Here is a 12,718-nt window from a genome sequence, read left to right as displayed (position 1 = left end):
CACGCGCCGCAGACAACGCACGGCCGCAGCCGCTCCTGGCCTCGCACTCACCGGCCCAGGTACTTCGGCTTCTCCTTGTTGACGAAGGCCTGGACCGCGATCGCGTGGTCCTCGGAGGAGCCGGCCCGGGTCTGGAGCTCGTCCTCCTTCTCCAGGGCCTCCTCCAGGGAGTGCGTCAGCCCGTACGCCACCGACTCCTTCAGCGCCGCGTACGCCACCGTCGGACCCCCGGCCAGCGCCCGGGCCACCTTCTCGGCCTCCGTACGCAGCTCTGCGGGCGGCACCAGCCGGTTGGCGATGCCCAGCTCGTACGCCTCCTGCGCGCCGATGCTCCGCGGGAAGAGCAGCAGATCGGCGGCGCGGCCGGGGCCGATCACCCGCGGCAGCGTCCAGGAGATCCCCGAGTCGGCGGTCAGCGCCACCCCGGCGAACGAGGTGTTGAACGCCGCCGAGTCCGCCACGATCCGGTAGTCCGCGGCGAGGGCGAAGCCGAAGCCCGCCCCGGCCGCCACCCCGTTCACGGCGGCGACGACCGGCTTCGCCGCCCCGGCCAGCGCCCGCACGATCGGGTTGTAGTGCTCCCGGACCGTACTCATGGTCTGCCCCGAGCCGGTCTCCCGGTCCTGGGCCAGCAGCCCGATGTGCTCCTTGAGGTCCTGTCCGACGCAGAACGCCCGGTCCCCGGCGGCGGTCAGCAGTACCGCCCGCACGGCGCCGTCGCCCGCCGCCGACTCGACCGCCTCCCGCAGGGCGACCTTGGTCTCCACGTTCAGCGCGTTCATCGCCTCCGGGCGGTTCAGCGTGATCGTCGCGAGTCCGTCGCTCACCTCGTAGAGCACGGTGTCGGCCATGGCGTATCCCCTCCGGTCGCGGAACGGGGACGTACCGGCCGGTACGCCCCGGGTCTGCAGGACAGCATGACGGAGATCGCGAGCCGGGAGCCGGACCGGACGTGTGACCTGCGTCAAACAATTCTTGTCCGGATTGGTTCGGCGGAAGTGTGTGCGGTGGCGGACTATCGCAGTCTCATCGCCGAATTGAGTGGTTTTGCTCGCGTGCGTTGCTCAAGCGATGCCGACTGATGTTGGTCATCGGGTCCTGAGATGCGGGATAATGGCTTGGAAGCAATGTGTTCGATGCCGGTGTCGCGTGTCCTGCCACAAGGACCGCACGTGTGCCCTTCTCAGGGGCCGTCGGCTTTGACGATGAGCTGGGTTTCAGGAAGGGGAACGAGCATGGCGGCCATGAAGCCGCGAACGGGTGATGGCCCGCTCGAGGTGACCAAGGAGGGGCGGGGCATCGTCATGCGCGTTCCGCTCGAAGGCGGCGGTCGGCTCGTCGTCGAGCTGACCCCTGACGAGGCCGACGCGCTCGGCGACGCCCTCAAGAAGGTCGTCGGCTGACGCGCAAGCGACCATACCCTTTCAGTTGCCCCGGCATCATCTCGATGCCGGGGCGGCTGTTTTCCCGTGTTCTTCCGCCGGTGACACTCGCCTGCCCCGTCTCCCGCTCGGATAACGTGCGACCCGGCTAGCGTTTCACCGCGCACAGCAGCCCGTCGCCCACCGGCAGCAGCGACGGCACCAGCTCCTGGCTCTCGCGTACCGCGCGCAGCAGTTCGCGCAGCCGCAGCACCTCCGTGGGCTGCGGACCGGAGTCCACCGTCCGGCCGTTCGCGAAGGCGCCCTCGAAGACGACCAGCCCACCGGTGCGCAGCAGACGCAACGATTCCGCGAGGTAGTCCATGACCTCCAGGCGGTCACCGTCGCAGAAGACCAGGTCGTATCCGGCGTCCGCGAGGCGGGGCAGCACGTCCAGGGCGCGGCCCGGGATGAAGCGGGCCCGGTTGCTGGCGAAGCCGGAGGCGCGGAAGGCCTGCCGGGCGAACTGCTGGTGCTCGGGCTCGGGGTCCACGGTCGTCAGAACGCCGTCGGGCCGCATACCGTGCAGGAGGTGGATCCCGGAGACGCCGCAGCCGGTCCCGATCTCCGCGACGGCTTTCGCGTCGACCGACGCGGCCAGCAACCGCAGCGCGGCGCCCGTGCCGGGCGTCACCGAGCGCAGCCCTGCCTCACGGGCGCGGTCCCGGGCCCAGTGCAGCGCTTCGTCCTCGGCGACATAGGCGTCGGCGAACGCCCAGCTCGTCTGCCGGTTGCCGGTAATGACCCTCTCCTGTCCCCGTGAATGCCTGGGCGTGACTGTATCCGTTGGGCACGGGAACCCGCAGATGGGACCGGTCGTTTAAAGGGATGAGCGAGCGGCGTGGGTAGGGACGGGGGGACGGGCAGTGGATCAGGGCACCGAGCCAGGGTCGACGCAGCAGTACGAGGCGTATCAGCCCAGATCAAATTCTCGTAAAACCACTTATCCGGTCCTAACGGGCGAGGTGGCTATGGTAGGGGCTCCACTGGACACCACCAGAGCTGACAGGGGAGGTGCGGCTGCGCCTGTGGTTCGCGCGGGAGTGCTCCGGCGCTTCCTCGGACCGGCGGGCAGGCCGACATCTGTGAACGACACCGCTGCTGACCACAGTCACGCCGCTGACTTCGCCCAGACCGCGACCTTCACCACCGACGCGGACGGGCAGGCGTGGACTCCGCCCACGTGGGAGGAGATCGTCAGCACGCACAGCGGCCGGGTCTACCGGCTCGCCTACCGTCTGACCGGCAACCAGCACGACGCGGAGGACCTCACGCAGGAGGTCTTCGTCCGCGTCTTCCGCTCCCTGTCGACCTACACGCCGGGCACCTTCGAGGGCTGGCTGCACCGCATCACCACGAACCTCTTCCTGGACATGGTCCGCCGCAAGCAGCGCATCCGCTTCGACGCGCTCGGCGAGGACGCGGCCGAGCGGCTGCCCAGCAAGGAGCCCACGCCGCAGCAGATCTTCAACGACGCGCACTTCGACGCGGACGTCCAGCAGGCCCTCGACACCCTGGCCCCCGAGTTCCGCGCCGCGGTCGTCCTGTGCGACATCGAAGGGCTGTCGTACGAGGAGATCGCGGCGACCCTCGGCGTGAAGCTCGGCACGGTCCGCTCGCGGATCCACCGCGGGCGCTCCCAGCTGCGCAAGGCTCTCGCGCACCGCTCCCCGGAGGCGCGCGCCGAGCGTCGCTCCTTCGTGCCCCGTGTTCCCGCCCTGGGAGGAGGGGGCGCGAGCGCGTGAGCGGATCTCGGCCGAAAGCCTCCGAGGGTCACCTCGCTGAGCAGCATCTGGGAGACCGACTCTCCGCCCTGGTGGACGGAGAGCTCGGTCATGACGCGCGCGAGCGCGTACTGGCGCACGTGGCCACCTGCCCGAAGTGCAAGGCGGAGGTGGACGCCCAGCGCCGGCTGAAGAACGTCTTCGCGGAGGCGGCCCCGCCGCCCCCCTCCGAGAGTTTCCTGGCGCGCCTGCAGGGACTACCCGCGGGCGGCGGCCCGGACGGTGAGATCACGCCGCCGGGCGGAGCAGGGCTGCCCGGCGGACTCTCCGGGCGGTTCGGATCGTCCGGGGCCTTCGGTGTGAAGCGCGGCGAGCGGTTCGAGTTCGGGTACGCCCCGTCCCGGTCGCACCTGCCCGTGGTGCCCGCGTCCCCGGGCGGAACCCCAGGCCTTCCCTCCGACACCGGCGGCCCGCTGCCCGGCCACCGGGGTCTGCCCTCGGAGCGGGGCTTCCGCATTCACGAGGTGGGCCGGCACGACGGTGACCGGTCGTCCTCGCGGCGCCGGTTCGCGTTCGTGGCGGCCGGTGCGGTGTCCCTGGCGGCGATCGCGCTGGGCGGCGTCACCACCGGCACCCCGGTCGACGCGGAGGCCCGCGGTGGCCAGGGCACAGGGAGCAACGTCACACCGATGCGCACCCAGGGCACCGGCGCCGCGACGACACCCGAGTCCCAGCGCCGCCGGACGGCGCCGCAACTCGGGCAGGTGCACGGCGAGAGCATGCTCGGCCGCTCCCCGGTCGCCCCGACCGAGGTCTCAGCCCCGCTGCTGCCCGGAGTGCCGTCCACCGCCCGGCACCACGCGTTCCACGCGCTGACCGCCCCGGTGGTGGCCGGAGCCGCCGTCATGTCCCCGTTGATACGTCCGCTCGAGGCGGCCACTCCCGCCGCCCTGACCTCGTGGTCCGCGGTCCCCGAGATCACGGCCCCGCTGCTCGCCGTGCCCCTCGCGGACCCGACCTCGTCCCCCTCCGCTCCTGCTTCCTCGCGGACGGCTCACTGACCGGCCTCTGCGCACCGGCCCGCGAACCTGATTGAATCCGGGGGTTGTCGCCCGCGGCCGAGGTGTGGCCGGGCGCCGGTTCGAGTAGGAACCGCGGCCATCGCGACCAGCCGTGCCGCGGCTGTGGGGAGAGCATGAACGAGGGGAAGCCCACGAAGGCGAAGTGGTGGAGCCGTCCACGGCCGCAGGACCCTGCGGGGGAGCCGGAGGGTACGGACCAGGTCGTGGCGGAGGACCCGGGGGAGAGCGGTGTGCACGGGCCGGTGACGGCCCCGGCCCCGACCAGCCCCGACGGGGACTTCGAGCTGCCCCGCCCCGCGCCTCGGCACGATGCGGACGGCGACTACGAACTGCGGCGCCCCGAGGCCGTTCCGACCGAGAGCGCCGGAGAGCCGACCGCGTCGGAGGCCGGGGCGGCGGCCGTCGGCAGTGCCGGGCCGGAATCCGGAGCAGCGGAGCCCGGTGAGGGCGTGGACGGGTCGATATCGAGGGCGGCGGACAGCGCTGCCGGTGCTGTCGCGTCCGTACCCGTCGAACAGGACGTTCCCGTCGCCCCCGCCTCACCCGCCGGGCCGGTGCAGGATGCCCCCCGGCCGCTGCACGACCCCGACCCGTACAGCACCCCGCCCTACGGCGAACCCGGTCCCTGGGCGCCCGCGCCGCCCGTCCAGCACCCGGCGACGATCCCCGCGCAGGGCGGGGCGACAGCGGGGCAGCCGACCGTGCCGGGCACCGCGGCTGTCCCATCGCAGCCCGAGCCGCACGGCGCACCGTCCGCCCCGGCCACCGGCGACTGCGCGCCTTCCGCTCATCCATCGGCAGAGATGCTCCACCCTGGTGCTGCTGGTGCTGCTGGTGCTGCTGGTGCTGCTGGTGCTGCTGGTGCTGCTGGTGCTGCTGGTGCTGCTGGTGCCGCCGGTGTCCCCGGCGTCCTCAACGGCCCCGCGCCGGTGTCGGCCGCGCCGGTCCACAGTGGTGCTCCGACAGCCGCACCCGCACCCGTACCCGCACCCGCCCCCACACCCTCCCCCGACCCCTGGCAGCGCTACGACCCCTGGGCGGCCCACGGTGTCGCGGCGCCCGGTGGAGCCGGGGGACACGGGCCCTTCCAGCAGAACGGCGCCGCCGTGCTCAGCACGGAGCAGCGGCGCAGGCGGGGCCGGAAGTCCCTCGTGCTCGGTGCCGTACTGCTCGCGCTCGTCTCCGGGGGCATCGGAGGCGTCGTAGGGACGTATCTGGAGCGCAACGGGGGCGTCGGGAGCGTCGAGCTGCCGCAGGCCGGGAAGGAGACCTCCGCGCGGGACGCCGACAGCGTGGCCGGGATCGCCGGACGGGCCCTGCCCAGCGTGGTCACCCTGCATGTCAGGGGCGCCGGTGAGCAGGGCACGGGCACCGGCTTCGTGCTCGACACCCGCGGGCACATCCTCACCAACAACCACGTGGTGCAGCCCGCCGGATCCGGCGGTGAGATCACCGTGACGTTCAACGGAGGGCAGACCGCGCAGGCCGAGGTCGTCGGCCGGGACAGCGGCTACGACCTCGCCGTCGTGAAGGTGAAGGGCGTCGGCGGACTCACTCCGCTGCCGCTGGGCAACTCGGACAACGTGCAGGTCGGGGACCCGGTCGTGGCCATCGGCGCCCCCTTCGACCTGGCCGGCACGGTCACCTCCGGCATCATCAGCGCCACGCAGCGGCCCATCACGGCCGGTGGCGAGAAGGGCGACGGCAGCGACGTGTCGTACGTCGACGCGCTGCAGACCGACGCGCCCATCAACCCCGGCAACTCCGGCGGGCCCCTGCTCGACGCCCGGGCCCGGGTCATCGGCATCAACTCCGCCATCCGCTCGGCGGACAGTGGCTCCACGCAGGACAGCGCCCGGTCGGGTTCGATAGGCCTCGGCTTCGCCATACCCATCAATCAGGGCAAGCGCGTCGCCGAAGAGCTGATCAACACCGGGAAGGCCACCCACCCGGTCATCGGCATCACCCTGGACATGGACTACACGGGCGACGGCGCCCGCGTCGCCGCCGAGGGCAACGAGGGCGGGCCGCCCGTCACGGCGAACGGCCCGGGCGCCAGGGCGGGGATCAAGTCGCGCGACGTCATCACGGAGGTCGACGGCGCGCGGGTGCACTCCGGCGAGGAACTGATCGTCAAGACCCGGGCACACCGCCCGGGCGACCGGCTGGAGCTGACCGTCGAGCGCGGCGGCAAGGAGCGCAAGGTCTCCCTCGTCCTCGGATCGTCGGATGGCTGAGACATGAGGTCCGGGCCCCGCGAGGGCCGCTCATCAGGCCTCACAACGGACCGACAAGGCAAACAATCGGGAAAGCGCTCACACCTCCCGCACTCGGAGGTCCCGGGACAGTACCGGTCGGACAGGATCGCCGGGTACCGTGGATCCGGCCCGGACCACGGCAAGACCCGCACCGACCACGAGGGCCGAGGGCCGAGGACATCGCTAGGAGCTTCAGGTGTTCAATGACATAGGACCACTCGAGCTGGTGACGCTCATCGTCCTTGCCGTGCTCGTCTTCGGTCCGGACAAGCTCCCCAAGGTCATCCAGGACGTGACGCGCACGATCCGGAAGATCCGTGAGTTCTCGGAGAGCGCGAAGAACGACATCAGGGAGGAACTCGGCCCGGAGTTCAAGGACTTCGAGTTCGAGGACCTCAACCCCAAGACGTTCATCCGCAAGCAGCTGGACAACGAGGATCTGGGGCTCAAGGAGATCCGCAACGGCTTCGACCTGAAGAAGGAGATGGCCGAGGTCACCGACGCCGTCCACAGCCGTGACTCCGACACGTCCTCCGCGTCGTCCGCCGGCTCCGCCGGTTCGTCCGGTGGCCGCATCGACATGACGAAGAAGCCCGAGACGTCCGCCCCGGACGACCGGCCGCCCTTCGACGCGGACGCCACCTGACGGACACCGCCAGGGGCGTACGCCCCGGGTGCGTGACGCGTTTCATACTCCGGTCGGGCTGTGTACGGCCTGAACGGGGCGCCCGTGCGGCCCACGCGCCGGGCGGTTTCCCTGCTGCTCGCAGCGGTGTGGCTATGCTGCCGAGTTGTTGTGCGGACCGTACGAGTACGCCCGAAGGGGGGCGGGCCGTACCGGTCCGACTAGAGCGAGGAGGCGTCCGGGCACATGGAGACGACGAGTCGGGCTGTCGCGCAGACGCCGGCCGCGGAGGGTGCGCCACAGGCCCCCTTCGCCCGGCGTACGGTCGACGACTACCTGCGTGCGCCCTTCCCCTGGTACGGCCTGGACGAGGCCTTCACGGGACCGCGCCGGCTGATGCAGGTGGGTACGACGGCCGACGGGGCCGTGGAACACGGGTCGATCGGGCACGGGGACGAACCCACCATTCGCAACGAGCATGCGGCCGGGGGCGATCAGGACGCCAAGGAGAGGTTCGCGGTCGTCGTGACCGTGGCGGCGAACCCCTCGCGGCGCACGGCGGACGGGACGGGGCTCCTCGAGGCCACCTCGGTGTCCTCCGCGGCGTGGCTCGCGGGCGTCGGACTGCTGTCCTTCACCTGGCCCGGGCAGATGGACCACGCGCTGCGGGACGACTGGCTGGAGCAGCAGACCGAGACGGCGTGGGTGCTGGCGGACGATCTGGACGGGGCCGACTGGTCGACGCTGTCGCTCCCCGTGGACGGGGTGCCGACGGCGTTCCACTACCGGGAGTCCGAGTTCGGGTGGGTGCTCGCCGGGTCGACCTCGGCGGGGGTGCACGTCGGGGCGTACGGCAGGGGAATGAGCGCGTATGGGCTCGGCTTCGCCGTGGTGAAGGACATCGCCGCTTACGCGTGAGTTCCTGGGGGCGCCGGGATTTTCGGCGCCCCATCGCCGTAGGGCTCCTGTCAGCGGGCGGCCGGGGCACGTTGTGGCTGGTCGCGCAGTTCCCCGCGCCCCCAAGAAGGGGGCGCTGACCCCACCGGCGTCAGATCAGAACTTGTTCCTCGGAGTGATCCCCAGCGACAGGCCCGACAGGCCCCGCTGACGTCCGCCCAGCTTCCCCGCGATCGCCCGCAGGGCCGAGCCCGCCGGGGAGTCGGGGTCCGTGAGGACGACCGGCTTGCCGTCGTCGCCGCCCTCGCGCAGGCGGACGTCGATCGGGATGCTGCCGAGGACCGGGACATTCGCGCCGGTCGTGCGGGTCAGGCCCTCGGCGACCGTCTGACCGCCACCCGTGCCGAAGACGTCGACCATCTCGTCGCAGTGCGGGCAAGGCAGGCCGGACATGTTCTCGACCACGCCGACGATCTTCTGGTGGGTCTGCACGGCGATGGAGCCCGCGCGCTCGGCGACCTCGGCCGCGGCCTGCTGCGGGGTCGTCACGACCAGGATCTCGGCGTTCGGGACCAGCTGCGCGACGGAGATCGCGATGTCACCGGTGCCGGGCGGCAGGTCCAGCAGCAGCACGTCCAGGTCGCCCCAGTAGACGTCCGCGAGGAACTGCTGGAGGGCGCGGTGGAGCATCGGGCCGCGCCAGACGACCGGGGCGTTGCCCGGGGTGAACATGCCGATCGAGATGACCTTCACGCCGTTCGCCGACGGCGGCATGATCATGTTCTCGACCTGGGTGGGACGGCCGTCGGCGCCCAGCATGCGCGGCACGGAGTGGCCGTAGATGTCGGCGTCGACGACACCGACCTTGAGGCCGTCGGCCGCCATCGCCGCGGCCAGGTTCACCGTCACCGAGGACTTGCCGACGCCGCCCTTGCCGGAGGCGACCGCGTAGACGCGGGTCAGGCTGCCCGGCTTGGCGAAGGGCACCTCGCGCTCGGTCTGGCCGCCGCGCAGCGCGGACGCCAGCTCCTTGCGCTGCTCGTCGCTCATCACGTCGAGCGTGACGTCGACGCGGGTGACGCCCTCGACCGCGGAGACCGCGTCGGTCACGCGCTGCGTGATCGTCTCCCGCATCGGGCAGCCCGAGACCGTGAGGTACACGGTGACCTCGACCGCCCCGTCCGCGCCGATCTCCACCGACTTGACCATCCCGAGTTCGGTGATGGGCTTGTGGATCTCGGGGTCGTTCACCGTCGCCAGTGCCTCGCGCACCGCGTCTTCCGTAGCCATAGGACGATGGTACGGCGCTGTACCGGTGCGTAGGAAAGCGTCTCAGCGGTCGTCTGCGTCACGTCCCCGTGACCGTTCCGCCGGGAATACGACGGGGTCGTGACGATGGCCGTTCTGCCGTTCCTCCATCTCCTTGACCATGTCCTGCAGCTCCGAGCGGATCCAGTCGCGGGTGGCGACCTCGCCCAGGCCGATGCGCAGGGCGGCGATCTCGCGCGTCAGGTACTCGGTGTCCGCGATCGACCGCTCGTTCTGCTTGCGGTCCTGCTCCAGATTGACCCGGTCGCGGTCGTCCTGCCGGTTCTGCGCGAGCAGAATCAGCGGGGCGGCGTAGGAGGCCTGGAGGGACAGCATCAGCGTCAGGAAGATGAACGGGTACTCGTCGAACCGCAGGTGGCCGGGGGCGAGGCTGTTCCAGACCACCCACAGGATGATGACCACCGTCATCCAGACGATGAACCGCCCGGTGCCGAGGAAGCGCGCGATGCGCTCCGACAGCCGCCCGAAGGCCTCCGGATCGTACTCGGGCAGGAACCGGCGCCGGGGCGGCAGCGGCTGGTCGAGGCGGGTGGTACGGGGCCGGGATGCGGCCGTGGCGCCGGCCGGCGTGCGTTCGCGGGGGCTCTCTCGCTCAGGAACCATCGGTCGCCACCTCCTCGTCCAGATGGAACTCCGTCTCCCGCCAGTCCTCCGGGAGCATGTGGTCGAGTACGTCGTCCACGGTCACCGCGCCCAGCAGCGAGCCGGCCTCGTCGACGACGGGCGCCGCGACCATGTCGTACGTGGCGAAGAAGCCCGCGATGGCGGGCAGCTGCGCCTCCGGGTCGAGCGGCTGCAGGTCGCTGTCCAGGATGGAGCTGACCAGGGACGGTGGTGGCTCGCGCAGCAGACGCTGGAAGTGGACCGTGCCCAGGTACTTGCCGGTCGGCGTCTCGTCGGGGGGCCGGCAGACGTAGACCTGGGCGGCCAGGGCAGGGGAGAGGTCGGCGTTGCGGACCCGGGCGAGGGCGTCGGCGACGGTGGCGTCCGGACGCAGCACGATCGGCTCGGTGGTCATCAGACCGCCCGCCGTGCGGTCCTCGTACGACATCAGGCGGCGCATGTCGGCCGCGTCGCCGGGCTGCATCAGGCTCAGCAGCCGCTCCTGCTCGTCCGTGGGCAGCTCGCCCAGCAGGTCGGCCGCGTCGTCCGGGTCCATGGCCTCCAGGACGTCGGCGGCGCGCTCCTCCTTCAGCTTGCCGAGGATCTCGATCTGGTCGTCCTCCGGCAGCTCCTCCAGCACATCGGCGAGCCGGTCGTCGTCGAGGGCGGCGGCGACCTCCGCCCGGCGCTTGGAGGAGAGGTGGTGCAGGACGTTGGCCAGGTCGGCCGGGCGCAGCTGCTCGAACGTGGCGAGCAGGCTCTCGGCGCCCTGCCCCTGCTCCTCCAGGGAGAAGCCGGTGACGGCGGTCCACTCGACGGTCAGCGCCTCGCCCTTGGCGCGCCGGAAGGCGCTGCCCTTCCTGCCCTTGCGGACGAAGACCCGGTCGATCTCCCACTCCCGGCGGGCCGGCAGCTGATGCACCGACAGATCGAGGACGGTGACGTCCTCACCGGTCTCGGTGAGCGTCACCCGCCGGTCCAGCAGCTCCCCGAAGACCAGCCGCTCGGTGGGCCGCTGCTCGAAACGCCGCACGTTGAGCACGCCGGTGGTGATGATCTGGCCGGACTGGATGGCGGTGACCCGGGTCATCGGCAGGAAGATACGGCGGCGGGTGGCGAGTTCGACGACGAGGCCGAGCAGCCTCGGCGGTCGCTGCCCCACCCGCAGCATGACGACGAGATCACGTACCCGCCCCACCTGGTCGCCGGCTGGGTCGAAGACGGCGACACCTTGGAGGTGCGATACGAAGATCCGGGGGGCGCCCGCTGCCATGGCCGCGGCTCCTTTTCGTGCGGGGTGGTTCGTGGTGGCTGTCCGTGTGGCTGTTTTTGTGCCTGTGTCTTCCGAATTGCCCGCTCGGGTGGGCTTCAGGCTAGCCCGTCCTGATCGGTGGCGCGTCGGCGGCCGGTCCGGACGGACTGGCTCCGATCCGCCCGCACGACCCCGGTACCCTGCGGTACGCCGTTCAGGTCTCCCGTCAGAGAGGCAGCCCCACCTGTGACTCCGATTCGCCAGAGCCGTGGCCGCCGTGCCGCACTCGCGAGCGCGACATGCGCCCTGCTCTTGACGGGAACGGTGCTCACCGGCTGTGCGGAGGATCCGAACGAGGGCACCAACGGGGTCGGCAGACTTCCCGCCGCCAAGATCCAGGGCAAGACCCGGTCGGTCGCCGAATCCGCCGGGGCGGTCCGGATGCACGGCAACGTCGTCAGCGGCGGGCGGACCTACGCGCTCGACGTGCGGCTCAAGGACGGCGGCGGCGACGGTTCGGTCACCTCCGAGGGCGGGACCTTCAAACTGCTGCGCATCGGCGAGCAGCTCTACGTCAAGGCGGACGCCGAGTTCTGGACTCACGGCGACGGCAAGGGCGACAGCGGCAAGGGGGACGCCGCGGCGGCCTCCAAGCTCGGCGGCAAGTACGTGAAGGTGCCGCAGGGCGACCCCGCGTACAAGAAGTTCAGCGGTTTCACGGACAAGAGGCTCCTCCTCGACAGTCTGCTGACCCTGCACGGGACGCTCGCGACGGACGGCCACGACGAGGAGGCGGGCGTCCGCACCATCCGCGTCACCGGTGACAAGGGCTCCGGCGGCACCCTGGAGGTCTCCCTCGAGGGCAAGCCGTACCCGCTGCGCCTGGAGCGGGCCGGCGGGGCGGGCACCCTCACGTTCTCCGGCTGGGGCGAGGACTTCTCCCTCCGGAAGCCGGAGCGGAACGAGACGGTGGACTACGGCAAGCAACTGCCGTCGTCCTAGGCCGTCAGGTCCGTTTGCGCTTCTTCAGCAGCAGGCGGGGCAGTCCCGCCGGGACCGGGCGGCGGGTGATCGCCGGGGACGGCAGGGGAGGCTCGGACAGCGAGCCGTCGGGCAGGGGCGCGGTCGCCCCCGTCGGTTCCAGGCGCAGCACCCGGCACTCGCGGGCCCAGCGGTCGGTCATGGCCTCGCCGTCGGACGCGTTCAGCCGTTTGCCCTTGAGGTCGGCGACCGCGGCGTCCCACGCCTGCGAGCCCGGGGCGAGCTCCGTGACCCGCGCCGTCCAGGTGACCAGCCGGCCGCCCTTGTCCTTGCTGCGGACCGTCACCTTCGCCTCGCCGCCGTCGGCGAGACCCGGCAGCGGCTGCTCGCCCGGCCCGTCACCCACCAGGCACGCGGCATCCTCGTGCCACACGTGCCACAGCGCACGCGCCGGGCCGTCGGGGCCCTGGACCCAGACGAGGCCGGACTTCTTCGTGGCCTCCTCGACGAGGGCCTGGTCGAGCAGCTCGCTTGTCATGGTCCCAG

Annotated in this window: 14 protein-coding genes; 8 read left to right on the top strand and 6 right to left on the bottom strand. The window is 71.6% G+C overall.

The window, feature by feature from the left end:
- Nucleotides 1-47: 47 nt before the first annotated feature.
- Entirely contained in the window at nucleotides 48-851 is an 804-nt protein-coding gene (locus ACFCXS_RS00215; RefSeq protein WP_376640370.1) for an enoyl-CoA hydratase/isomerase family protein, read from the bottom strand.
- A gap of 66 nt (nucleotides 852-917) precedes the next feature.
- Between ACFCXS_RS00215 and ACFCXS_RS00210 the strand changes: the two genes are divergently transcribed.
- Together ACFCXS_RS00210 and ACFCXS_RS00205 are read left to right on the top strand one after the other, a co-directional pair.
- Nucleotides 918-1,082 carry a hypothetical protein gene (locus ACFCXS_RS00210; protein WP_376640368.1) on the top strand — a complete coding sequence of 55 codons (165 nt, stop codon included), beginning with the start codon at nucleotides 918-920 and terminating at the stop codon, nucleotides 1,080-1,082.
- 153 nt (nucleotides 1,083-1,235) lie between these two features.
- Nucleotides 1,236-1,403, top strand: a complete 168-nt coding sequence (locus ACFCXS_RS00205) for a DUF3117 domain-containing protein (protein WP_003966491.1) — start codon at nucleotides 1,236-1,238, stop codon at nucleotides 1,401-1,403.
- A 127-nt stretch (nucleotides 1,404-1,530) separates the two neighbouring features.
- On the opposite strand, the gene ACFCXS_RS00200 is transcribed toward ACFCXS_RS00205, so the two are convergent.
- A complete protein-coding gene (locus ACFCXS_RS00200; RefSeq protein WP_269783204.1) occupies nucleotides 1,531-2,229 on the bottom strand; it encodes an O-methyltransferase in 699 nt (232 codons plus the stop codon).
- A gap of 235 nt (nucleotides 2,230-2,464) precedes the next feature.
- On the opposite strand from ACFCXS_RS00200, the gene sigE reads away from it, so the two are divergent.
- The 5 genes from sigE (at nucleotide 2,465) to ACFCXS_RS00175 (ending at nucleotide 8,028) form a co-directional block, all read left to right on the top strand.
- The gene (gene sigE, locus ACFCXS_RS00195) at nucleotides 2,465-3,166 is read left to right on the top strand and encodes an RNA polymerase sigma factor SigE (protein WP_104777543.1); all 702 of its coding nucleotides are present in this window, start codon (nucleotides 2,465-2,467) and stop codon (nucleotides 3,164-3,166) included.
- Nucleotides 3,163-4,206 (top strand): zf-HC2 domain-containing protein, encoded by a 1,044-nt coding sequence (locus tag ACFCXS_RS00190; protein ID WP_376640366.1) that lies wholly within the window; start codon nucleotides 3,163-3,165, stop codon nucleotides 4,204-4,206. Before sigE ends, ACFCXS_RS00190 begins: the two co-directional genes overlap by 4 nt.
- A gap of 134 nt (nucleotides 4,207-4,340) precedes the next feature.
- Nucleotides 4,341-6,464, top strand: a complete 2,124-nt coding sequence (locus ACFCXS_RS00185; RefSeq protein WP_376640364.1) for a trypsin-like peptidase domain-containing protein — start codon at nucleotides 4,341-4,343, stop codon at nucleotides 6,462-6,464.
- Nucleotides 6,465-6,681: 217 nt separating this feature from the next.
- Nucleotides 6,682-7,131 (top strand): sec-independent translocase, encoded by a 450-nt coding sequence (locus tag ACFCXS_RS00180; RefSeq protein WP_376640363.1) that lies wholly within the window; start codon nucleotides 6,682-6,684, stop codon nucleotides 7,129-7,131.
- A gap of 225 nt (nucleotides 7,132-7,356) precedes the next feature.
- Nucleotides 7,357-8,028 (top strand): hypothetical protein, encoded by a 672-nt coding sequence (locus ACFCXS_RS00175; protein WP_376640361.1) that lies wholly within the window; start codon nucleotides 7,357-7,359, stop codon nucleotides 8,026-8,028.
- Between the two features lie 135 nt (nucleotides 8,029-8,163).
- Here ACFCXS_RS00175 and ACFCXS_RS00170 read toward each other — a convergent pair whose 3' ends face one another.
- From ACFCXS_RS00170 to ACFCXS_RS00160, 3 genes are read right to left on the bottom strand one after another with little or no spacing between them, the layout of a single operon-like run.
- The gene (locus ACFCXS_RS00170) at nucleotides 8,164-9,297 is read right to left on the bottom strand and encodes an Mrp/NBP35 family ATP-binding protein (protein WP_376640359.1); all 1,134 of its coding nucleotides are present in this window, start codon (nucleotides 9,295-9,297) and stop codon (nucleotides 8,164-8,166) included.
- Between the two features lie 42 nt (nucleotides 9,298-9,339).
- Nucleotides 9,340-9,939 carry a DUF1003 domain-containing protein gene (locus ACFCXS_RS00165; protein WP_352095780.1) on the bottom strand — a complete coding sequence of 200 codons (600 nt, stop codon included), beginning with the start codon at nucleotides 9,937-9,939 and terminating at the stop codon, nucleotides 9,340-9,342.
- Entirely contained in the window at nucleotides 9,929-11,212 is a 1,284-nt protein-coding gene (locus ACFCXS_RS00160) for a magnesium transporter MgtE N-terminal domain-containing protein (RefSeq protein ID WP_376640357.1), read from the bottom strand. Before ACFCXS_RS00160 ends, ACFCXS_RS00165 begins: the two co-directional genes overlap by 11 nt.
- A gap of 225 nt (nucleotides 11,213-11,437) precedes the next feature.
- Here ACFCXS_RS00160 and ACFCXS_RS00155 point away from each other — a divergent pair, with 225 nt between their 5' ends.
- On the top strand, nucleotides 11,438-12,193 hold the full coding sequence (locus ACFCXS_RS00155; RefSeq protein WP_376640355.1) for a hypothetical protein: 756 nt from the start codon (nucleotides 11,438-11,440) through the stop codon (nucleotides 12,191-12,193).
- A 4-nt stretch (nucleotides 12,194-12,197) separates the two neighbouring features.
- Here ACFCXS_RS00155 and ACFCXS_RS00150 read toward each other — a convergent pair whose 3' ends face one another.
- Nucleotides 12,198-12,710 (bottom strand): hypothetical protein, encoded by a 513-nt coding sequence (locus ACFCXS_RS00150; protein WP_376640353.1) that lies wholly within the window; start codon nucleotides 12,708-12,710, stop codon nucleotides 12,198-12,200.
- Between the last annotated feature and the right edge of the window lie 8 nt (nucleotides 12,711-12,718).

Source organism: Streptomyces sp. NPDC056373, assembly GCF_042262425.1.
Lineage (GTDB): Bacteria > Actinomycetota > Actinomycetes > Streptomycetales > Streptomycetaceae > Streptomyces.
Note: the sequence above shows the minus strand (reverse complement) of the source record. Positions and strands in the feature narration are given on the sequence as shown.